Annotated in this window: 17 protein-coding genes; 8 read left to right on the top strand and 9 right to left on the bottom strand. The window is 66.0% G+C overall.

All coding sequences use genetic code 11. The features are described 5' to 3' along the window. Positions 1-3: 3 nt before the first annotated feature. The 8 genes from FHY19_RS05430 to FHY19_RS05395 all read right to left on the bottom strand — a co-directional run bounded on the left by FHY19_RS05430 (position 4) and on the right by FHY19_RS05395 (position 8295). Complete coding sequence (locus FHY19_RS05430) at positions 4-777, bottom strand: SDR family oxidoreductase (RefSeq protein WP_115007404.1); 774 nt, start codon at positions 775-777, stop codon at positions 4-6. 74 nt (positions 778-851) lie between these two features. Further along, positions 852-1871 carry an ABC transporter ATP-binding protein gene (locus tag FHY19_RS05425; RefSeq protein ID WP_259162704.1) on the bottom strand — a complete coding sequence of 340 codons (1020 nt, stop codon included), beginning with the start codon at positions 1869-1871 and terminating at the stop codon, positions 852-854. 25 nt (positions 1872-1896) lie between these two features. Next, positions 1897-2727 (bottom strand): carbohydrate ABC transporter permease, encoded by an 831-nt coding sequence (locus tag FHY19_RS05420; protein WP_259156167.1) that lies wholly within the window; start codon positions 2725-2727, stop codon positions 1897-1899. Between the two features lies 1 nt (position 2728). After that, positions 2729-3598 carry a sugar ABC transporter permease gene (locus FHY19_RS05415; RefSeq protein ID WP_259156165.1) on the bottom strand — a complete coding sequence of 290 codons (870 nt, stop codon included), beginning with the start codon at positions 3596-3598 and terminating at the stop codon, positions 2729-2731. 102 nt (positions 3599-3700) lie between these two features. Next, complete coding sequence (locus FHY19_RS05410) at positions 3701-4996, bottom strand: carbohydrate porin (protein WP_259162703.1); 1296 nt, start codon at positions 4994-4996, stop codon at positions 3701-3703. Positions 4997-5089: 93 nt separating this feature from the next. Then, a complete protein-coding gene (locus FHY19_RS05405) occupies positions 5090-6433 on the bottom strand; it encodes a sugar ABC transporter substrate-binding protein (RefSeq protein ID WP_259162699.1) in 1344 nt (447 codons plus the stop codon). A 184-nt stretch (positions 6434-6617) separates the two neighbouring features. Then, positions 6618-7571, bottom strand: coding sequence for a sugar-binding transcriptional regulator (locus FHY19_RS05400; RefSeq protein WP_259162698.1), 954 nt, complete (start codon positions 7569-7571; stop codon positions 6618-6620). A gap of 25 nt (positions 7572-7596) precedes the next feature. Next, positions 7597-8295: an HAD family hydrolase gene (locus FHY19_RS05395; protein WP_259162697.1), complete on the bottom strand. Its 699-nt coding sequence runs from the start codon at positions 8293-8295 to the stop codon at positions 7597-7599. 198 nt (positions 8296-8493) lie between these two features. Here FHY19_RS05395 and FHY19_RS05390 point away from each other — a divergent pair, with 198 nt between their 5' ends. Beyond that, positions 8494-10665 (top strand): bifunctional (p)ppGpp synthetase/guanosine-3',5'-bis(diphosphate) 3'-pyrophosphohydrolase, encoded by a 2172-nt coding sequence (locus FHY19_RS05390; RefSeq protein ID WP_046962862.1) that lies wholly within the window; start codon positions 8494-8496, stop codon positions 10663-10665. Positions 10666-11104: 439 nt separating this feature from the next. On the opposite strand, the gene FHY19_RS05385 is transcribed toward FHY19_RS05390, so the two are convergent. Then, positions 11105-11974 (bottom strand): LysR family transcriptional regulator, encoded by an 870-nt coding sequence (locus FHY19_RS05385; RefSeq protein ID WP_259162696.1) that lies wholly within the window; start codon positions 11972-11974, stop codon positions 11105-11107. Positions 11975-12270: 296 nt separating this feature from the next. Here FHY19_RS05385 and kdgD point away from each other — a divergent pair, with 296 nt between their 5' ends. From kdgD to FHY19_RS05350, 7 genes are all read left to right on the top strand, one after another. Further along, the gene (gene kdgD / locus FHY19_RS05380) at positions 12271-13188 is read left to right on the top strand and encodes a 5-dehydro-4-deoxyglucarate dehydratase (RefSeq protein ID WP_259162695.1); all 918 of its coding nucleotides are present in this window, start codon (positions 12271-12273) and stop codon (positions 13186-13188) included. Further along, positions 13188-14768: an aldehyde dehydrogenase (NADP(+)) gene (locus tag FHY19_RS05375; RefSeq protein WP_259162690.1), complete on the top strand. Its 1581-nt coding sequence runs from the start codon at positions 13188-13190 to the stop codon at positions 14766-14768. The genes kdgD and FHY19_RS05375 overlap by 1 nt, the downstream gene beginning before the upstream one ends. 116 nt (positions 14769-14884) lie before the next feature. Then, positions 14885-16264 (top strand): MFS transporter, encoded by a 1380-nt coding sequence (locus FHY19_RS05370; protein WP_259162689.1) that lies wholly within the window; start codon positions 14885-14887, stop codon positions 16262-16264. 19 nt (positions 16265-16283) lie between these two features. Next, positions 16284-17639: a glucarate dehydratase gene (gene gudD / locus FHY19_RS05365; RefSeq protein WP_259162688.1), complete on the top strand. Its 1356-nt coding sequence runs from the start codon at positions 16284-16286 to the stop codon at positions 17637-17639. A gap of 76 nt (positions 17640-17715) precedes the next feature. Next, entirely contained in the window at positions 17716-18987 is a 1272-nt protein-coding gene (locus tag FHY19_RS05360) for an OprD family porin (protein ID WP_259162685.1), read from the top strand. Positions 18988-19022: 35 nt separating this feature from the next. Continuing rightward, entirely contained in the window at positions 19023-20564 is a 1542-nt protein-coding gene (gene garD / locus FHY19_RS05355; RefSeq protein WP_259156150.1) for a galactarate dehydratase, read from the top strand. A gap of 341 nt (positions 20565-20905) precedes the next feature. Further along, on the top strand, positions 20906-21286 hold the full coding sequence (locus FHY19_RS05350) for a RidA family protein (protein ID WP_007967636.1): 381 nt from the start codon (positions 20906-20908) through the stop codon (positions 21284-21286). Position 21287: the final 1 nt, after the last annotated feature.

Here is a 21287-nt window from a genome sequence, read left to right as displayed (position 1 = left end):
GATTTACCAGCAGGTATAGCCGCCGTCGGCCAGCACGATACTGCCGGTCATCAGGCTGGCGGCAGGGGAGGCCAGGAACAGCGCTACCGAAGCGATTTCTTCCACTTCGCCCAGCCGCCCCATCGGCGTGCCGCCGATCCAGGCGTCGTACATCGCCGGGTCTTCCTTGACGAAGGCATTGAGTGGCGTGGCGATGTAGGTCGGCGCGACTGCGTTGACCCGCACGCCGCGCGCGCCCCATTCGGCGGCCAGCGATTTGGTCAGGTGGTGCACCGCCGCCTTGGAGGCGTTGTAGTAGGCCTGCGCCTGCGGTTTGTTGACGATGAAGCCGGACATCGAACCGACATTGACGATCACGCCATCGCCGCTATCCAGCATGTGCCTGCCGAACGCGCGGCAGCACCAGAACGTGCCGTTGAGGTTGACGTCGATGACGTTGAGCCAGTGCTCGTCGGTGACCGTTTCGGCCGGGGTCTGGCTACGGGCGATGCCGGCGTTGTTGACCAGGATGTCGACCTTGCCGAACTGCGCGTTCAATGCATCGGCCACGCTGGTGACGCGCGCCGAATCGGTGACGTCCATCTGCACGACCTGCGCATCCAGGCCCTTGCTGCGCAGCGTGGCCAGGCCTTGCTCGGCAACGTCGCCATCGTGATCGGCAATGACCACCTTGGCACCGGCTTCGGCCAGCGCTTGGCAAATCGCCAGGCCGATCGCGCGGCCGCCGCCGGTGACGACCGCCACGCGGCCGTCGAGTTTGAACTTGTCCAGATACATCGGCATATCTCCTGCTGGTCTTGATCGTGGGGGAGTGGCGAAAACGGGGAGGAACAACGCGGGAAGTGGCGCGCTCAGCGCATGGCCTGTTGCTGCGCATCGAAGCGATGCAGGTGCTCCGGGTCCGGGATCAGGGTCACCGTCTCGCCGATGTGCACGCGCAGATCGCCGGTGCAGCGCGCATCGACCGTACCCACGCCCGGAATGTCCACATAGACGAAGGTGTCGCTGCCCAGATGCTCGGCCTGGATCACGCGGCCCTGCCAGGCGTCGCCGCCGCCGGCGGCCACGCTGCCGCGCTGCACGCGGATATGTTCCGGGCGAACGCCAAGTGTCACTGCGTGGTGGCGCGCGGCCACCTCGCCCTGCAGCAGATTCATGCGCGGCGAGCCGATGAAACCGGCCACGAACACGTTGGCAGGGCGCTCGTACAACTCCAGCGGCGTGCCCACCTGTTCGATACGTCCGGCCTGCATCACCACGATCTCGTCGGCCATGGTCATCGCTTCGACCTGGTCGTGGGTGACATACACCGCGGTGGTCTTGAGCTGCTTCTGCAGGCGGGTGACTTCCAGGCGCATCTGCACGCGCAGGGCGGCGTCCAGATTGGACAGCGGCTCGTCGAACAGGAATCCCTTGGGCTCGCGCACGATGGCGCGGCCGATCGCCACGCGCTGGCGCTGGCCGCCGGACAACTGCCCAGGCTTGCGGTCGAGGTAATCGGTGAGGTTGAGCACCGTGGCGGCCTGCGCCACGCGCCGCTCGATCTCGGCGCTGGGCACGCGCGCCATCTTCAGGCCGAAGGCGATGTTCTTGCGCACGCTCATGTGCGGATACAGCGCATACGACTGGAACACCATCGACAAGCCACGCCGGGCCGGCGCCAGGCCGGTGACGTCCTGGCCGTCGATGAGGATGCGCCCGCCGCTGACGTCTTCCAGTCCGGCGATCAAGCGCAATAACGTGGTCTTGCCGCAGCCGGACGGACCGACGAAGACCACGAACTTGCCATCGTCGATCTCCAGGTCCGCACCGTGGATGACCTGTGTGTCATCGAAGGATTTGCTGACACCTTGCAGCGTGATGCGTCCCATGAACCACCTATCAAAGTTGAGTGAGCTACTTCACCGCGCCGAAGGTGAGCCCGCGCACGAGCTGCTTCTGGCAGAACCAGCCCAGTACCAGGATCGGCGCGATGGCCATCGTCGAGGCGGCCGACAACTTGGCCCAGAACAGGCCCTCCGGGCTGGAATACGAGGCGATGAACGCGGTCAACGGCGAGGCCTGCGACGAGGACAGGTTCAACGACCAGAACGCCTCGTTCCAGGCCAGGATCACGTTGAGCAGCAGCGAAGACGCGATGCCGGGTACGGCCATCGGCGCCAGGATGTAGAGGATCTCCTTGCCGATGGTGGCGCCATCCATGCGCGCCGCTTCCAGGATGTCCCTGGGGATGTCCTTGAAGTAGTTGAACAGCATCCAGACCATGATCGGCAGGTTGCTCAGGCACAGCACGATGATCAGGCCCAGCTGCGTATCCAGCAGCCCGGAATCGCGGTAGAGCAGATAGATCGGCACCAGTACGCCCACCGGCGGCAGCATCTTGGTGGACAACATCCACAACAGGATGCCGCGCGTGCGCCTGGTGGGCGAGAACGCCATCGACCACGCGGCAGGGATGGCGATGGCCAGCGCGATCAAGGTCGAGCCCAGCGACACCGCCACCGAGTTCCAGGCATGCGCGAAGTAGTCGCTACGTCCCTGCACGGCGACATAGTTTTCCAGTGTCCAGTGGAAGAACACGAAGCTGGGCGGGCTGGAAAACGCATCGACCTCGGTCTTGAAGCTGGTCAGCAGCATCCACAGGATGGGGAAGAAGATCACGCCGCCGACCACCCATGCGGCGACCGTGGTGAGCAGTATCTGCGGCGCGGGAGTGCGACGTGCCATCTCAGGTCTCCAGGTTCTTGCCGACGATGCGCACCAGGAAGATGGCCGCGATATTGGCCAGCACCACGGCGATCAATCCGCCTGCCGACGCGGCGCCCACGTCGTACTGCAGCAGTGCCTGCGAATAGATCAGGTAGGCCAGATTGGTGGTCTGCAGGCCGGGCCCGCCGCCGGTGGTGACGTAGATCTCCACGAACACGGTGAGCAGAAAGATGGTTTCGATCAGCACCACGATGGTCAGCGGGCGCGCCAGATGGGGCAGGGTCAGATGGAAGAAGCGGTCCAATGCGCCGGCACCATCCATCAGTGCGGCTTCCTGCTGTTCTTCATCCAATGACTGCAACGCGGTCAGCAGGATCAGCACCGCAAACGGCAACCATTGCCAGGCCACGATGACGATGATGGAGAACATCGGGTACTGGGTGAACCAGTCGATCGGGGTCAGTCCGACACTTTGCCAAAGCCACGCCAGCAGACCGGACACCGGATGCATCAACAGGTTTTTCCAGATCAGCGCGCTCACCGTCGGCATCACGAAGAACGGCGCGATCAGCATCAGGCGCACGATGCGGCGGCCCACGAATACCTGGTCCAGCAGCAGCGCGATCAGCACGCCGAACACCGCAGTGATCGCCAGCACCGACCCGACCAGCAACAGGGTATTGCCCAGCGAGGACGCAAACGCCGGGTTGCCCAGGAAGTAGCGGTAGTTGCCCAGGCCGACGAAGGTCTTTTCCGGCGTGAGCAGGTTGTAGTTCAACGTGGAAAACCACACCGTCATCGCCAGCGGCACGATCATCCAGGCCAGCAGCAGCACGATCGACGGCGCGATCAGGAACCGTGCGAGTTTTTGTGTTTGATGCGTGGCCATCGGCAAGGTCCAGGGTGAAGGCAGGCAGCGCGCCTGCGATGCATGGCAGCGGCCGATGCGTCGACGCAAGGGTTGGCGTCGAACGCACGGCCGGGTCGGGGGTCAGAAGTTCAGGCTGACCTGCAGGCCGAAGATGGTGGCGTTGTCGCCATCCAGTCCGCCCGGATGACGGATGTACTGCACGCTGGGCATCACTTCGATCCCGCGGCTGACAGCAATGTTGTAGTTGAGCTCGATGGGATATTCGTAGCGCTGTACGCCGATGGGCGCCGCGCCCGCGGGCAGGCGCTGGTTGTAGCGGGTTTGCGCCGCACGCAATGAATCGCTGAGCGCATTGCGGCCGATGGCCACGCCGACGCGGTCGTTGGGGCGCGCAGCGGACAGTCCTTTCCAGAATCCGCCGATGGCCAGCACCTGACCCACCGTGCTGACCTCGTCGTCGGCGTCGATGATGCTTGCGAACAGCCGCAAGCCGCCGCCGGCGCCATTGCTGGTGACCTGTTGTTCAACGTTGGCGTAGAACGCGCGATCGGTGTCTTGCAATGCGGCCGGATCGGCGCCGAGGCTGGTCGGCACGCCCGAGCGGGTGTAGACGCGCGGTTGATCGTTGCTGTTGCGGGTTGCGCCGATGCGGTAGTCGCCATCGATCCCGTTGCCGTAGTCGGGCTTGTACTCCACTTCGGCCACCAGCAGGGTGCCGTGGTCGTTGCCGGAGGTGCCGAGCCTGAGGCCTTGGTCGGTGGATCGGTTCTGCGGGTTGGCATCGTAGCCGCCCACCCGGAAAAACCAGCGTTTGTCCGGGCTGAACGTGACCACGCCGCCCCAGGCACTGAGCGGATCGCCATACCAGTTGTTGCTGATGTAGTTGGAGGAGCCGCCGCTGCAGAAGGTCAGGTGCTGGTAGTTGCAGTTGAGCGCGAAGAAATCGGCGCTGGGATACAGGCGGCCGCCCTTCAGCGTCAGCCTGTCTTCGAACAGGCGCTGGGTCAGCGAGAACTGGGTCAGGCGTGTGACATCGCCGCGTCCAAAGATCTGCTGCGACTGCAGGAGCGTGGGGATGCCTGCGGTGTTATTGATCAACTCGCCATTGCGATTGGTGATCTCCAGTTTGAAATCGGCGCCGGACCAGCCCCACAGCCGTTCCAGGTCGAAGTAGCCGCCCAGGAAGAATTGATCGGCATAGGCAGTGCGCTCGCGCAGCCCGCCGGAGGTGTTGTGCGCGGTCTGGCTGAAGTGCGCCAGCTTGAACTGGATGCCGTCATCGGCCAGCCGGCTGCGCAAGCCGCCCCAGTCGCCGCCGATATGCTTGTCCGGATCGAATGCCTGGGCGCTGGCCTGTGTGCAGGCCATACCGGCGAGCAGCATCGTCAGCGCAGGTGTGGTGTGCCTGATCTTCATCGATTGCCTCGTGGGAAGGTGCGGCGCCGTGACGCCGGAGCATGTCTGTGGCCAGGGGCGGGCCGGGCAGGGAGCCCGGCCCATCGCAGCTGCTCAGCGCTTGGGGTAGCCGGCCCGCTGCATTTCGCGCTCGGTGGCGGCCTGCGCGTTCTTCAACGCGTCATCCACGCTGATCGAGCCGGTGAGCGCTGCGGAAAACTGCTGGCCCACTGTGGTGCCGATCGACTGGAACTCGGGGATGGCCGCGTACTGCACGCCGACATAAGGCACCGGCTTGACCGTGGGGTGATGCGTGTCGGCGCCCTGGATGGCAGCCAGGGTCTGCTTGGCGAACGGGGCGGCCTTGAGGTACTCGGTCGTGGCGTACAGCGACTGGCGCGTTCCCGGCGGAACATTGCCCCAGCCTTCCTTGCCGGCCACCAGCTCGGTGTAATGCTTGCTGGTGGCCCAGGCGATGAATGCCTGCGCCTTGTCGGCCTTTTTCGAGCTGGCGGGGATGGCCAGGTTCCAGGCCCACAGCCAGCCGGTGGTCTTGCCCTTGCCCGCATCCGGCGCCGCGGCAAAACCGACCTTGTCCGAGACCTTGGACTCGCTGGGATTGCTGATGAACGATGCGGCCACCGTGGCATCGACCCACATCGCGCACTTGCCTGCGGTGAACAGTGCAAGGTTCTCGTTGAAGCCGTTGGAGGCGGCACCTGGCGGGCCGGCCTGTTTCATGACATCCACATAGGTCTGCAGTGCGGCCTTCCATTCCGGCTGGTCGAACTGCGGTTTCCATTGTTCGTCGAACCAGCGCGCGCCGAAGGCATTGCCCATCGCGCCGATCAAGGCCATGTTCTCGCCCCAGCCGGCCTTGCCGCGCAGGCAGATGCCATAGATGCCTGCCTGCTTGTCGGTCATCTTGCGGGCGGCGTCGGCCACGAAGCTCCACGACGGCTGCGCCGGCATGCTCAGGCCGGCCTTTTGCAGCAGGTCGGTGCGGTACATCAGCATCGAGCCTTCGGCGTAGAACGGCGCGGCATACAGCTGCCCCTCGTGACTGACCGCGTCGCGGATCTGCGGGATCAGATCGTCCACCTGATAGTCCGTATCGAAGGTCAGCGGCTTGAGCCAGCCGCGCTCGGCCCAGATCGGCACCTCGTAGGTGCCGATGGTCAGCACATCGAACTGGCCACCCTTGGTGGCGATGTCGGTGGTGACGCGCTGGCGCAGCACATTCTCTTCCAGCGTGACCCACTCGAGCTTGATCTGCGGATGGCTGGCGGTGAACTCCGAGGTGAGCTTCTGCATGCGGATCATGTCGCCGTTGTTGACCGTGGCGATCACCAGGGTGTCTGGCTTGGACGCGGCGCCGCTGTCGTGCGCGCCGCCGCCGCATGCTGCCAGTGTGGCGCTCAGTGCCGCGCAGATCAGGGTCTTGATCGAAGTGTTCATACCGATGCCTCAGCTTGAGGTTGGTTGAGCAAATGCCCGTGTGGTGCGCATATGCCCACGGCCTTGCCGCGCTGTAAAGCACTTTCGATCTTGCAGCGCAGCATCGCGGCGCACGCCAACGCTCCCGCGCATGCCGGGAAATTTCAGCAATGAACTGCCGTCCAGCCCGCCGCGATTGCGCCGCTCAGCTGGCGAGCAAGGCCTTGGCGGTGTGCTCGTCGGTGATCAGGCCGTTGAGGATGCGGCCCTTCAGCGCGGCCTTGATCGGGCCTACCTTGGCGTTGCCCACGGCCACGCCGATCGACAGGCTGGTCGCCGGCACCGGATGCGGCACGCTGGTCAAGCGCAGGTTGGTGCCTGCATCGATGATGTCGCCGGCTGCGGTGAGCGCCCAGCCGATCACCTCGCCCACTGCGCCCAGCCGGATCAGGTCCAGCAGTTCGGTGCGGCTGATGAAGCCATCCACATGCAGGGGCGCGGTCTGATCGAGCTGGCCGACACCGACCAGGCGCAGATCGGCCTTTGCGGCGATCGCGCGGACCCTGCGTACCGCCTCGATGCCCAGCAGCGTTTCGCGTTCTTCCTGCGAGGAAAGAAACACCGGCAGCGGCATCGGGTAGTGCCGCGCGCCGGTCAGGTCGGCCAGGCGGGCCACTGCATCGAACGGGCTGGCCGAGCCGTCCGGGGAAATGTTGCCGACCAGCGAAACCAGCTGATGATTGCGCGTCTGCATCGCCGGAATGCGCTCCACTGCCGCGCGCATGGCACGCCCGGTGCCGATGCCGATGATGCTGGGGGTGTCGCTGCGCAGGGTGGATTCCAGCAGCGCCGCGGCACGTTCGGCGACACCGGTGACCAGGTGCGGGTCGGCCGGGTCGGTGGGCGCGACCTCGCAGTAGCGCATGCCGAAACGATCCTGCAGCTGCGCGGCCAGATCCATGCAGGCGGCGATCGGATGCTCCAGCCGGAAGGTGATCAACCGCTGGCTCAGGCACAACGACACCAGACGCTGCGCTGTTGCGCGCGAGACCTTGAGCTTGCGTGCGATCTCGTCCTGGGTGTTGCCGGCGATGTAGTACAGCCAGCCCGCCCTGGCTGCGGCATCGAGTCGGCTGGTGTCGTTGTCGGGGTTGGCCATCGTCACATCTGTCTGCGTGGAAGTCTCAGCCTAACGTAGTGCCCAGGCACTGGGTGCCGATGGCACCCAGTGCTGCGGCGACGGCGGGCATGTCCGCGAACACCTGCGATGCGCCTGCGGCCGCGAGCGACGCGGCGGCGGCCGCGGTTGCGCGGTGATGGCCGCCGCCGGTGAATCCCCAGACCTGCATCCCGGCCGCGCATGCGGCCAGCACGCCGCTGGGGCTGTCTTCGATCACCAGGCAGGACGCGGGCGGCACGTGCATGCGTGCGGCGGCGAACAGGAACAGATCCGGCGCAGGCTTGCCGCGGGCGACCAGCTCGGCGGTGTAGATGTGTGCGCCGAAACGACCGGCCAGGCCAGTGACCTGCAGGCACAGACGCACCCGTTCCAGATGACTGGACGAGGCAACGCACCGCGGTGTCTGCAGTGCGTCAAGCAGCATGGCCACGCCCGCCATCGGCTGCAGTTCGCTGGCAAAGCGTGCCAGTAACGCGGCAGTGAGGTCGCGCTCGAAGGTATCCGGCAGCGTCCGCCCCAGCGTCTGCACATGCGCGCGCACGCTGCCCAGGCTGCGCCCGAGGAAGTGCTGCTGAACCCCGTCGATGTCGATGTCCACGCCGTGGTACTGCAGTGCCTGGGCCAGGACCGCGCAGGCCAACGGCTCGCTGTCGACCAGCACGCCGTCGCAGTCGAAGATCAGCAGGTCGGGGGGAGCGAGCATGGGTGGGGTCCCTGGAGTGGCGCAGCCCGAGTGTAGCAGCCGGGTAAATGTCGCTTGGCTGGGCAAAGTTGCAGGCTGAGCGTCCAGGGCCGCTGCGGCTGGCGCGGGGCGCCGGTACAGCGGCCCATCGCAGGCGGCCGGCCTGTCCGCAGTGCATGCCGCGTTGCCGCAAACCGGCCACTGGCATAGTCTTCGCGCATGAACCCAGGCCCCACTGCCCAGGCGACCGTGGCGACGTCCCCGTCTTCCGACCCGGCCATCCCCGACTACGTCCTGCACCTCGAGCGCGCTGCCAGCTACCTTCCCAAGGAGCAGCTGCCGATCCTGCGCCGTGCCTGGGAAGTCGGTGCCACCGCGCATGCCGGCCAGACCCGCAAGTCGGGCGAGCCCTATATCACCCATCCGGTGGCCGTGGCCGGCGTGCTCGCCGAGCTGGGCCTGGACATGGAATCGCTGATCGCCGCGATCCTGCACGACACCATCGAAGACACGCCGCTGACGCGCGAAGAGCTGGCGTCCGAATTCGGCGAAGCGGTGGCCGAGCTGGTCGATGGCGTCACCAAGCTGGACAAGCTCAAGTTCCGCGACCGCCAGGAAGCGGCGGCCGAAAGCTTCCGCAAGATGCTGCTGGCGATGTCGCGCGACCTGCGCGTGATCATGATCAAGCTGGCCGACCGCCTGCACAACATGCGCACGCTCGGCGCGCAGAGTACCGAGGCGCGCGGCCGCATCGCGCGCGAAACCCTGGAGATCTACGCACCCATCGCCCAGCGCCTGGGCATGAGCCTGATCAAGTCCGAGCTGCAGAACCTGGGCTTCCGCGCGCTGTATCCGTGGCGTCACGCCATCATCGAAAAACATATCCGCAGCCAGCCGGTGGTGCGGCGCGAATCGATGGCGCAGGTGGAAGTGCAGCTGTCGCAACGACTGGCCAAGGAGGGGCTGGAGCATCGCCTGGTCAGCCGCATCAAGACTCCCTGGAGCATCTATTCCAAGATGCACGAAGAGAACAAGTCCTTCGACCAGGTGATGGACGTGTTCGGCTTCCGGCTGGTGGTGCGCACGGTGGCCGATTGCTATCACGCCCTCGGCGCGGTGCATGCCACCTTCAAGCCGCTGGACGGGCGCTTCCGCGATTTCATTGCCATTCCCAAGGCCAACGGCTACCAGTCGTTGCACACGGTGTTGTTCGGCCCTTACGGCTCGCCGATCGAAGTGCAGATCCGCACCGAGGAGATGGACCTGATCGCCGAACGCGGCGTGGCCGCGCATTGGACCTACAAGGTGGGCTCTGCCTCGCCCAACAGTGCGCAGAGCCGCGCGCACGACTGGATCGTGGAGCTGATCGACTCGCAACGCGCCGCCGGCTCGTCGCTGGAATTCCTGGACAACGTCAAGGTGGATCTGTTCCCGGACGAGGTCTACCTGTTCACGCCCAAGGGCAAGATCCTGGCGTTGCCGCGCAACTCCACCGCGCTGGATTTCGCCTACGCGGTGCACACCGATGTGGGCAACCGCGCGGTGGCCTCGCGGGTGGACAAGAAACTGGTGCCCTTGCGCACCAAGCTGGTCAGCGGGCAGGCGGTGGAAATCATCACCGCACGCTCGGCCACGCCCAAGCCGCAGTGGCTGGAGTTCGTGGTCAGCAGCAAGGCGCGCACCGCGATCCGCCACCAGCTCAAGCAGCTCGAACACGAAGATGCCGTGCAACTTGGTCATCGCATGCTCGACCGCGCGTTGGAGGCGATGGACAGCTCGCTGGAGCGCCTGCCCAAGGGCCGGCTGGATGCCTTCCTCAACGAACACCGTTATCCGCGGCTGGAAGCGCTGCTGGCCGATGTGGCGCTGGGCAACTGGATGCCCACCCAGGCCGCACAGGCCTTGATGGCGTACGCGGAGTTGCGCGGCGGCGGGCATTCCAAGCACTCGCACGAAAAGATCCTGATCGACGGCAGCGAGCGCGGCGTGATCAGTTTCGCCAACTGCTGTCAGCCGATTCCCGGCGACGAGATCATGGGCTATCACACCGCCGGCAAGGGCATCGTGGTGCACCGGCTGGATTGCCCCAACCTGGCCGAGCTGCGCAAGTCGCCCGAGCGCTGGGTGCCGATCGATTGGGACTCCAACGTCACCGGCGACTACGACACCGCGCTGGTGGTGGAAGTGGAAAACCGCACCGGCGTGCTGGCGCAGTTGGCCGCGGCGATCGCGCAGAGCAAATCCAATATCGAACGTGTGGATTACCTGGACCGCGACTTCAATGCGGCAGTGCTGCGCTTCAACATCCAGGTGCGCGACCGCCGCCACCTGGCCGAAGTGATGCGCCGGCTGCGGCGCCTGCATGTGGTGCAGAGCGTGGGGCGTCAATAGGTCGCAGCGGGACTTTGCCATGCGCCCCAGCAGGCCGGTTGATCGGCTTGTGCGACGGCGCGTGCCACGAAAATGCAGTGCATTGATCGATTTGGTGTAGTGCTTTGCAGTGCGAACGAAGCGGCAGTGTTGCGCACTGCGTCGATCGTGAGTTGCGCTGCAAGCGCCACGTGAGCGCGGCTTGCTCACGACGTCAGGAACTGCGCGCCCCTTGCGGGTGATCGCAACCAAGGTGATGTCAGCGCTCGACGTGGCATGCACCGCGCTCAGACCGGGGCGCAGTCTCGGTTGGACGTGCAAAGCATGCACCGCACCCGCTTTCAGGACACCCCGGCGCGCACGCGAGTCGGTCAAGGTCGACGCAGAATCTCGGTGAGCGGCGCATCATTGCGTGACGGTGGCGGTGGGCGCTCCTGCTTGAACAACGCGCTTGCTGACCTCAGGCGATCAAACGGCGCAGTGCAGGGTTGTCGTTGTCCTGCTTCCATACCAGATGCAATTCCACCGGCGTGGCCAGCGCCTCATCGCGCAGCGGCAGGTACACGATGCCGGCGTAACGCAGGCCGCTGGCGCCTTCGGGTACCAGCGCCATGCCCATGCCGCCGCGTACCAGCGCCAGCACCGAATGAATCTGGCTGACGTACTGCACCGAGCGCGGCGCGATGCCGCGCACACCGAACAACTGCGCCAGCAGATCGTAGAAATAACGCGCCTCGTCCGGTGCGTAATTGACCAGCGGCTGGCCGTGGAAATCCTGCAGATGCAGGCTGTCGCGGTGCGCCAGCGGCGAGTCTTCCGGCAACGCGGCGATCAGCGGTTCGCGTGCCACGCAGCGGTTGTGCAGGCCCTGGCGCTGGATCGGCGGGCGCAGCAGGCCGATATCCAGCCGGCCTGCATCCAGCGCGTCCAGTTGCGCCAGGCTGACCATTTCCTTCAGCTGCAGGTCCACATCCGGCGCCTGCCTGCGCCAGCGCGCGATGGCCTCGGGCAGGAAGCGGTAACTGGCACCGGCGGTGAACCCCACCGACACGCTGCCGGCATCGCCGGTGCCGATGCGGCGCGCGCGCAGGCCGGCGTTTTCGGCCATGCGCAGGATCGCGCGCGCTTCGGCCAGCAAGCTGCGCCCGGCCTGGGTCAGCCGCACATGCCGGCTGTTGCGCTCCAGCAGCGCGGTGCCGACGCTGTGCTCCAGCAGCTGGATCTGCCGGCTGAGCGGCGGCTGGGTCATGTTCAGGCGCTCGGCGGCGCGACGGAAGTGCAGTTCGTCGGCGACGGCGACAAAGCAACGCAGTTGCTGCAGATCGAACATGGGGGCGGGCCTCGCATGGCAAAACACATGAATTGGATGCTGCACCCGCAACATCCCGCCGCCGCCAGCGCGAATGAATAGGCGGTGCCAAGCCAGGAGCCCGGCTGACGGGCGCAACCGGCCATAATTACGCAGCGTCGAAAAAGCGTTGCAAAGCAGCCATTTGCGGCGCACTACGTCGATTGATGATGCGATTGATTCAACTTGTGAATCAAACAATACGTCTTTTGGTTTGGACCGGCAACGATCTGCGTTTCTAGGATCAACCGCATCCCCCGCCCAGGAGCGTTTGTCCGATGAGCAGCAGATACACCCCGTCCGAAATGGCCCAGGCGCTTGGCGCCGGGTTGCTGTCGTTTCCGGTGACCCATTTCGATGCCGACCTGGCCTTTGACGAATCCGCCTACCGCAGCAATCTGGACTGGCTGTCCTCGCACCCGGCCGCCGGGCTATTTGCCGCCGGCGGCACCGGCGAGTTGTTTTCGCTGACCTTGGACGAAGTGAACCGCGCCGTTCGCGCGGCGGTGACCCAGACCGCCGGCCGCATGCCGGTCATCGCACCGGCCGGCTATGGCACCGCGATCGCCATGGAGATGGCGCAGGCCGCCGAGCGCAACGACGCCGACGGCATCCTGCTGTTTCCGCCGTACCTCACCGAGTGCGATGCCGATGGTGTGGCCGATCATGTCGAGCGCGTCTGCAAGGCGACCAGGCTGGGCGTGATCGTCTACGGCCGCGCCAACGCCAAGCTCGACGATGTGACCCTGGCGCGTGTGGCCGAGCGTTGCCCCAACCTGGTGGGCTACAAGGACGGCATCGGCGATGTGGATCGCATGACCCGCATCTACGCACGCCTGGGCGACCGATTGCTGTACGTGGGCGGACTGCCCACCGCCGAAACCTTCGCGCTGCCGTATCTGGAAATGGGCGTGACCACGTATTCGTCGGCCATCTTCAATTTCCTGCCCGAGTGGGCGTTGGCGTTCTATGCGGCGGTGCGCGCGCGCGACCACGCCAGCATCTACCGCGAGCTCAACGACTTCGTGTTGCCGTACACCGTGCTGCGCAATCGCCGCGCCGGTTATGCGGTGTCGATCGTCAAGGCGGGCATGCGCGCGGTCGGCCGCCCGGCCGGTCCGGTCCGCACGCCGCTGGCCGACCTCAGCGAGGACGAATTCGCCCAGCTCAAACACCTGATCGGAGGACGCCGCTGATGCACACCATCAAGGGCCAATCGCTGATCGGGCAGCGCGACGTGCGCGGCGCCGGAGCGGAGTTTCATGCGGTGGATGCAGCCAGCGGCGCGGCATTGCAGCCGGCGTTCGGCTCGGCGAGCGCACAGGATCTGGAGCAGGCCTGCGCGTTGGCGCAGGCGGCGTTCGATCGTTACCGCGAAACGACGCTGGACGCGCGCGCAGTCTTCCTGGAAACCATCGCCGAGCAGATCCTGGCACTGGGCGATGCCTTGATCGAACGCGCCATGCACGAAAGCGGCCTGCCGCGCCCGCGCCTGGAAGGCGAGCGGGGACGCACGGTGGGGCAGCTGCGCCTGTTCGCCAACGTGGTGCGCGAAGGAAGCTGGCTGCAGGCGCGCATCGACCCGGCGCTGCCGCAACGCACGCCCTTGCCGCGCGCGGATCTGCGTCAGCGGCATATCGCGCTGGGGCCGGTGGCGGTGTTCGGTGCCAGTAATTTCCCGCTGGCATTCTCGGTGGCCGGTGGCGATACCGCCTCGGCACTGGCGGCCGGCTGCCCGGTGGTGGTCAAGGCGCACGGCGCGCATCCGGGCACTTCGGAATTGGTGGGCCGTGCGATCCAGGCGGCGGTGGCGCAATGCGGCCTGCCCGAGGGCGTGTTCTCGCTGCTGTTCGACGCCGGCATCGAGATCGGCGCGCAACTGGTGGCCGACGCACGCATCAAGGCGGTGGGTTTCACCGGCTCGCGTGCCGGCGGCATGGCGCTGGTCAAGATTGCCGCGGCACGCCGCGAGCCGATTCCGGTATATGCGGAGATGAGCGCGATCAATCCGGTGTATCTGTTGCCGCAGGCGCTGCAGGCACGCGCGTCCGACCTGGGCAAGGCGTTCGTCGGCTCGCTCACCCTGGGCAGCGGGCAGTTCTGCACCAATCCCGGCTTGCTGCTGGCGATCGATTCGCCGGCGCTGGATGCGTTTGTCGCCTCCGCAACGCAAACGCTGCAGGCGGTGTCGCCGGCAGCGATGCTCACCGCAGGCATTGGCCAGGCCTACGCGCAAGGCGTGCGGCGTCTGGCCGCGCATCCGCAGGTCAGCACGCTGGCACGCGGCGGCGCGGCGGAGGCCGGGCGCTGCCCGGCGGCGTTGTTCGGCACCGACGCCGATGCCTTCCTGGCCGATGAAGCGCTGCAGGCCGAAGTCTTCGGCGCCTCGTCGCTGCTGGTGCGTTGCAGGGACATCGAACAGCTGCGCGCGCTGAGCGAGCACCTGGAAGGCCAGCTCACCGCCACCTTGCACATGGAGGCCGGCGATACCGAACTGGCCGCCGCATTGCTGCCGGTGCTGGAGCGCAAGGCCGGGCGCATCCTGGTCAACGATTGGCCCACCGGCGTGGAAGTCTGCCACGCGATGGTGCACGGCGGCCCGTTCCCGGCCACCTCCGACAGCCGCAGCACCTCGGTCGGCACGCTGGCGATCGATCGCTTCCTGCGCCCGGTCTGCTATCAGGATCTGCCGCCGGCGCTGTTGCCTGCCGCCGTCGCGCACGACAACCCGCTCGGGCTGTGGCGACGCGTGGATGGCGTGCTGGGACACGACTGACAGCTGCCGCGGCAACGATGCCTGAGGCGTGCCGGAGGAGGGTCCGGTACGCCATCTGCAGGCGCAACGTGGAGTACCGAAGCGCAGTGCGCTTCCATCGTCATAGGTGAGGAACGATGATGGCTATCGATTCAAAAACAGTCGGTTCAACGACGGTTCCGCGCAGGCGCTACCTGATCTTGCTGATGCTGTTCGTGGTGACCACGATCAACTATGCCGATCGCGCCACCTTGTCCATCGCCGGCTCCGCGGTCCAGGATGCGCTGGGCATCGACGCGCTGCAGATGGGCTTCATCTTTTCTGCGTTCGGGTGGGCCTATGTGGCCGGGCAGATTCCCGGTGGCTGGTTGCTCGATCGCTTCGGCTCGCGGCGCGTGTACGGCCTGTCGCTGCTGATCTGGTCGTTGTTCACCGCCCTGCAGGGCTTTATCGACTGGGTGCCGGTGACCTGGGCGGTCACCACGCTGTTCGTGCTGCGCTTTCTGGTCGGCATTGCCGAGGCGCCGTCGTTTCCGGGCAATAGCCGCATCGTGGCGGCCTGGTTTCCCACGGCCGAGCGTGGCCTGGCTGCGTCGATCTTCAATTCTGCGCAGTATTTCGCCACGGTGGCGTTTGCGCCGCTGATGGGCTGGCTGGTGCATGCCTGGGGCTGGGAGCATGTGTTTCTGGTGATGGGCGGCGTGGGCGTGCTGCTGGCGCTGCTGTGGCGCAAGACCATCTATGCCCCGCGCGAACACCCCCGCCTGAGCGCGCAGGAACTGGACTACATCCAGCGCAACGGCGCGCTGGTGGACATGGAGCAGGGCAACAAGCCGGGCAGTCAGCCCAAGGGCACGCAGTGGCATTACGCCAAGCAGCTGTTGTGCAACCGCATGTTGCTGGGTGTGTACATCGGCCAGTACTGCATTACCACGTTGACGTATTTCTTCCTGACCTGGTTTCCCGTGTACCTGGTCAAGGAGCGCGGCATGTCGATCCTGGAGGCCGGCTTTGTGGCGTCGTTGCCGGCGGTGTGCGGCTTCGTCGGCGGCGTGCTGGGTGGCTATGTGTCCGACCGCATGGTGCGGCGTGGCTACTCGCTCACCGTCTCGCGCAAGACGCCGATCGTTGTCGGCATGTTGATGTCGGTGACGATGATCGGCTGCAACTATGTGCAGGCCGAATGGATGGTGGTCGGTCTGATGGCGCTGGCCTTCTTCGGCAAGGGCATCGGCGCACTCGGCTGGGCGGTGGTGGCCGATACCTCGCCCAAGGAAATCGCCGGCCTGTCCGGTGGCCTGTTCAATACCTTCGGCAACATCGCCGGCATCACCACGCCGATCGTCATCGGCTACATCGTGTCCACCACCGGCACCTTCGAATGGGCGCTGGTGTTCGTCGGGCTCAATGCCTTGCTGGCGGTGGTGTCCTATCTGGTGGTGGTGGGCGAAATCAAGCGCGTGGAACTCAAGGCGCCGCCCGGCGGCCCGTCCATGCCCGTGCCCGCACCGCTGTGACCGTCCTGGGAGACTTTCGATGACTATCCACACCGCACCTGCAAGCATCGGCGCCACGCCGCGCATCACCGACATCCGCGTGGTGCCTGTCGCCGGGCAGGACAGCATGCTGCTCAACCTCAGTGGCGCGCACGCGCCCTACTTCACCCGCAATGTGCTGGTGCTGCGCGATTCGTCCGGACGCACCGGCGTGGGCGAAGTGCCTGGCGGCGCGGCGATCGCCGGCTTGCTGCAGGAAGCCGCGCCGCTCATTCGCGGCCGCTCCATCGCCGAGTATCAGCGCATCCTCAATCAGGTACGCACCGCCTTTGCCGACCGCGACAGCGCCGGCCGTGGCCTGCAGACCTTCGATCTGCGCATCACCATCCATGCGGTGACGGCCATCGAATCGGCGTTGCTGGATCTGCTAGGGCAATTCCTCGACCAGCCTGTCGCTGCCTTGCTCGGTGAAGGCCAGCAACGCAGCGCCGTGGATGTGCTGGGCTATCTGTTTTTCATCGGCGACCGGCGCAAGACTGCGCTCAACTACCGCGACGGCAGCGGTGCCCGCGATGACTGGGAGGCTGTGCGCGACCAGGAAGCCTTGACGCCGGCATCGGTGGTGCGGCTGGCCGAAGCGGCCTACGAAAAATACGGCTTCCGCGATTTCAAGCTCAAGGGCGGCGTGCTGCGCGGCGAGGAGGAGATCGAGGCGATCCATGCGTTGCACGCGCGGTTTCCGCAGGCGCGCATCACCCTCGACCCCAATGGTGCGTGGTCGCTGGATCAGGCCATCGCCCTGTGCCGCGACATGCATGGAGTGATGGCCTATGCCGAAGACCCGTGTGGTGCGCAGGATGGCTATTCCGGGCGCGAGATCATGGCCGAATTCCGTCGCGCCACCGGCCTGCCGACCGCCACCAACATGATCGCCACCGACTGGCGGCAGATGGGCCATGCCATCCAGTTGCAGTCGGTGGATATCCCGCTGGCCGACCCGCATTTCTGGACGTTGCAGGGCTCGGTGCGGGTGGCGCAACTGTGTCGCGACTGGGGCCTGACCTGGGGTTCGCATTCCAACAACCATTTCGATATTTCGCTGGCGATGTTCACCCATGTCGCGGCTGCAGCGCCGGGGCAGGTGACCGCCATCGACACGCACTGGATCTGGCAGGACGGCCAACGCCTGACTCACGACCCACTGCAGATCGTCGGCGGCCAGATCCAGGTGCCGGCAAGGCCGGGCCTGGGTGTGGAGCTGGACATGGACGCGCTGGAGGCCGCGCATCGCACCTACCAAAGCCTGAGCCTGGGCGCGCGCGATGACGCCGCCGCGATGCAGGCGCTGATCCCCAACTGGACCTTCGACAACAAGCGGCCCTGCCTGGTGCGCTGAAGCGCCCCGATGCCTGCTGCCGGAGCGCCGGCAGCAGCGCATGACCGCCAGTTCACCGCAGGTGGAGAACCGAGCAATGAAAAGCTTGATGGCAATCAGCAGCGCTGCGCTGCTGGCGGTCGGCGCGGCCGGGCGTGCGCGTGCGCAACCACCCGATGAGGGGTTCTGGAATGGCGCAACGGCCGAGGTCACCGCGCTCAACTTCTATTACAACCGCGATTTCCGCAGCGGCGAAGGGCAGGGCAAGCGTGCCGAGTGGGCGCAGGGGTTCGTGGTCGATGCCCGTAGCGGCTATACCCGCGGGGCGGTCGGCGCGGGCCTGGATCTGCTGGGTATCGGCGATTTCAAGCTCGATGGCGTGCGCGCCGAAGGCGGCACCGGCCTGTTGCCCAACAACGACGACGGTACTGCGCAACATGCGCTGATGCGGGTGGCACCCACGCTCAAGCTGCGCGCCTCGCAAACCGAAGTGAAGTGGGGCAGCTTCATTCCCAACGAGCCGCTGGTGCGCGCCAGCATCACCCGCATCATGCCGGAGACATTTCAGGGCGTGACCCTGGAATCCAAGGACGTGCCCAAGCTCGATCTGCTGCTCGCGCGCTTCACCAGCGCCTGGTACCGCGACGGCGATTCGCGCGTGCCCATCACCTTGACCAACAAGAACCGTCGTTTTTTAGGCACGCCGGATTCGGATGCGTTGAACCTGCTCTCGGCAACCTACAGCGTCGTGCCCGGCACGCAACTGCGCTATCAGGGCGCGGTGATGGAAGACATCTACCGGCAGCAGCTCTACAACCTGATCCAGACGCATGCCTTCGGCAAGGACCAGCTGCGTGTGGATCTGCGTTATTTCCGCACCGATGACATCGGCCAGTCGCGTGCCGGGCCGATCGACAACCGCATGTTCAGCAGCATGCTGTCCTGGCGCACGGGTGGGCACGAATTCGGCGCCGGCTATCAACGCCTGTCCGGCCCCAGCGCCATGCCCTGGCCGGGCGGCACCGACGGCAATGTCTTCAACTGGACCTTCATCAACGACTTTCTCGAACGCGGCGAGCGCAGCTGGCAGCTGCGTTACAGCATCGATGGCAAGAGCATCGGCATTCCCGGCCTCAGCGTGATGGCGCGCTACATCAGCGGCGACCATGCGCAGCCGGCCACCTATGCCGGCGAAGGCCGCGAGTGGGCTCGCGATATCTTGACCACCTATCAATTCCAGAGCGAGCGCTTCAAGCACTTGAGCGTCATCTGGTTCAACGGCACCTTTCGCTCCAATTACCAGCGCAATGTCGATGAAAACCGCCTGATCCTGCAGTACCGCCGTCAGTTCGACAGCCCCGACCGGTAATGCACTCCACCCCACGCCTGCAAGGTAGCCCCACGATGTCCGCAACCCAGCAATCCACCCGTTGGCTGAGCATCCGCGCCCATGCGCGCGACAACGTCGCCATCGTCGTCAACGATGACGGCGCGCCGGCCGGCGCCACTTTTCCGGATGGGCTCACCGCCATCGAACACATTCCGCAGGGCCACAAGATGGCGCTGCGCGACCTGGCCGCCGGCGCGCCGGTGATCCGCCTGGGCGCGGTGATCGGCACCGCCAATGCCGACATCGCACGCGGCGCCTGGGTGAGCGAGCAACTGCTGGCGATGCCCGAAGCGCCCGATCTGAGCGCGCTGGATCTGTCGCTGCAGCCGGCACCCGCACCCGAGCCCCTGCAGGGCTACACCTTCCAGGGCTATCGCAACCGCGACGGCAGTGTCGGCACGCGCAACATCCTGGGCATCATGACCAGCGTGCAGTGCGTGGTGGGCGTGCTCGGCCATGCGGTGGAGCGCATCCGCACCGAGCTGCTGCCCAACTATCCCAATGTCGACGATGTGGTTGCGATCAATCACGTCTACGGTTGCGGCGTGGCAATCACCGCGCCGGAGGCCATCATCCCCATCCGCACGCTGCGCAACATCGCGCGCAGCCCCAACTTCGGCGGGCAGGCGCTGATCGTGGGCCTGGGCTGCGAAAAACTCGCGCCCGAGCGCCTGCTGCCCGACGATGCCAGCGCCGACGACAGCGGCGTGTATCGCCTGCAGGAAGCCAGCCTGGGCTTTGCCGACATGGTGGGCTCGATCATGGCCATGGCCGAAGCGCGCCTGCGCCATCTGGACCTGCGTCGCCGCGAAACCGTGCCGGCCAGCGAGCTGGTGGTGGGCATGCAATGCGGCGGCAGCGACGCGTTTTCCGGTGTCACCGCCAACCCGGGCCTGGGCGTGGCCGCCGACCTGCTGGTACGCGCCGGTGCCACGGTGATGTTTTCGGAAAACACCGAAGTGCGCGATGGCATCCACCTGCTGGTGCCGCGCGCGGCCAATGCCGATGTCGCCAAGGCGCTGGTGCGCGAAATGGCCTGGTACGACGCCTACCTGGCGCGCGGCCAGGCCGACCGCAGCGCCAACACCACCCCGGGCAACAAGAAGGGCGGGCTGGCCAACATCGTGGAGAAGGCGATGGGTTCGATCGCCAAGTCCGGCTCCTCGGCGATCAACGGTGTGGTGCCGCCCGGCGAGCGGGTCAAGGGGCGCGGGCTGCAGTATTGCGCCACCCCGGCCAGCGATTTCGTCTGCGGCACCTTGCAGGTTGCGGCGGGCATGAACCTGCACGTGTTCACCACCGGGCGCGGAACGCCCTACGGCCTGGGTATGGTGCCGGTGATCAAGGTGGCCACCCGCAGCGAATTGGCGCAACGCTGGTCCGACCTGATGGACATCGATGCCGGCGGCGTGGCGACCGGCGCCAAGACGCTGGAGCAATTGGGTTGGGAGTTGTTCCAGCGCTATCTGGACGTTGCCAGCGGCCAGCGCACCTGGACCGAGCAGCACCGCCTGCACAACGATCTGGCGTTGTTCAATCCGGCGCCGATTACCTAGTCCTGGCGCTCTCTCACGGGAGAAGGCGCACCTCCCTTCTCCCATCGGGACATCGTCCCCCTTCATGGGGGAGAAGGTGCCCCGAAGGGGCGGATGAGTGGACGGGCGAAGCCTCACGCACTACGTCACACAGCGTCCAGCAGCGCACACCTACAGCCTCACTGAAGCCATCGCGCGCAAGCGAAAGCCAGCCGCAACCCATACCACGGCAAGACACCCAGTCCACCGAGCAACGCGCCGTTAGGCCACCACCGAGGCCCGCGCGCCGTCACCGCCGCATTCGCCCGCCATGGCAGGCGCCGATACAATGCGCGCTCGTTTTCAGTGTTGACGGAGTCGCCATGTCCCAGATCATCCATACCGACCAGGCGCCTGCCGCCATCGGCCCTTACTCGCAGGCAGTGCGCGCCGGCAACACGGTGTATTTCTCCGGCCAGATCCCGCTGGATCCGGCCACCGGCGAGATCGTGCCGGGCGACATCGGTGCGCAGGCGCGCCGTGCGTTCGACAACCTCAAGGCGGTGGCCGAAGCGGCCGGTGGCTCGCTCGACAAGATCGTGCGGCTGGGCCTGTACCTGACCGACCTGGGCCAGTTTGCCGCCGTCAACGCGGTGATGCAGGAGTATTTCCAGGCCCCGTTCCCGGCCCGTTCCACCATCGAAGTCTCCGGCCTGCCGAAGGGCGCCGGTTTCGAAGTCGATGCGGTGATGGTGCTCGAGTGAT

Source organism: Xanthomonas sp. 4461, assembly GCF_024806475.1.
GTDB classification, from domain to species: Bacteria; Pseudomonadota; Gammaproteobacteria; order Xanthomonadales; family Xanthomonadaceae; genus Xanthomonas; species Xanthomonas arboricola_F.
Note: the sequence above shows the minus strand (reverse complement) of the source record. Positions and strands in the feature narration are given on the sequence as shown.

Coding starts and splice junctions, on each gene's coding strand:
- FHY19_RS05430 (WP_115007404.1), bottom strand. CDS start 777: ATGTATCTGGACAAGTTCAAACTCGACGGCCGCGTGGCGGTCGTCACC.
- FHY19_RS05425 (WP_259162704.1), bottom strand. CDS start 1,871: ATGGGACGCATCACGCTGCAAGGTGTCAGCAAATCCTTCGATGACACA.
- FHY19_RS05420 (WP_259156167.1), bottom strand. CDS start 2,727: ATGGCACGTCGCACTCCCGCGCCGCAGATACTGCTCACCACGGTCGCC.
- FHY19_RS05415 (WP_259156165.1), bottom strand. CDS start 3,598: ATGGCCACGCATCAAACACAAAAACTCGCACGGTTCCTGATCGCGCCG.
- FHY19_RS05410 (WP_259162703.1), bottom strand. CDS start 4,996: ATGAAGATCAGGCACACCACACCTGCGCTGACGATGCTGCTCGCCGGT.
- FHY19_RS05405 (WP_259162699.1), bottom strand. CDS start 6,433: ATGAACACTTCGATCAAGACCCTGATCTGCGCGGCACTGAGCGCCACA.
- FHY19_RS05400 (WP_259162698.1), bottom strand. CDS start 7,571: ATGGCCAACCCCGACAACGACACCAGCCGACTCGATGCCGCAGCCAGG.
- FHY19_RS05395 (WP_259162697.1), bottom strand. CDS start 8,295: ATGCTCGCTCCCCCCGACCTGCTGATCTTCGACTGCGACGGCGTGCTG.
- FHY19_RS05390 (WP_046962862.1), top strand. CDS start 8,494: ATGAACCCAGGCCCCACTGCCCAGGCGACCGTGGCGACGTCCCCGTCT.
- FHY19_RS05385 (WP_259162696.1), bottom strand. CDS start 11,974: ATGTTCGATCTGCAGCAACTGCGTTGCTTTGTCGCCGTCGCCGACGAA.
- kdgD (WP_259162695.1), top strand. CDS start 12,271: ATGAGCAGCAGATACACCCCGTCCGAAATGGCCCAGGCGCTTGGCGCC.
- FHY19_RS05375 (WP_259162690.1), top strand. CDS start 13,188: ATGCACACCATCAAGGGCCAATCGCTGATCGGGCAGCGCGACGTGCGC.
- FHY19_RS05370 (WP_259162689.1), top strand. CDS start 14,885: ATGATGGCTATCGATTCAAAAACAGTCGGTTCAACGACGGTTCCGCGC.
- gudD (WP_259162688.1), top strand. CDS start 16,284: ATGACTATCCACACCGCACCTGCAAGCATCGGCGCCACGCCGCGCATC.
- FHY19_RS05360 (WP_259162685.1), top strand. CDS start 17,716: ATGAAAAGCTTGATGGCAATCAGCAGCGCTGCGCTGCTGGCGGTCGGC.
- garD (WP_259156150.1), top strand. CDS start 19,023: ATGTCCGCAACCCAGCAATCCACCCGTTGGCTGAGCATCCGCGCCCAT.
- FHY19_RS05350 (WP_007967636.1), top strand. CDS start 20,906: ATGTCCCAGATCATCCATACCGACCAGGCGCCTGCCGCCATCGGCCCT.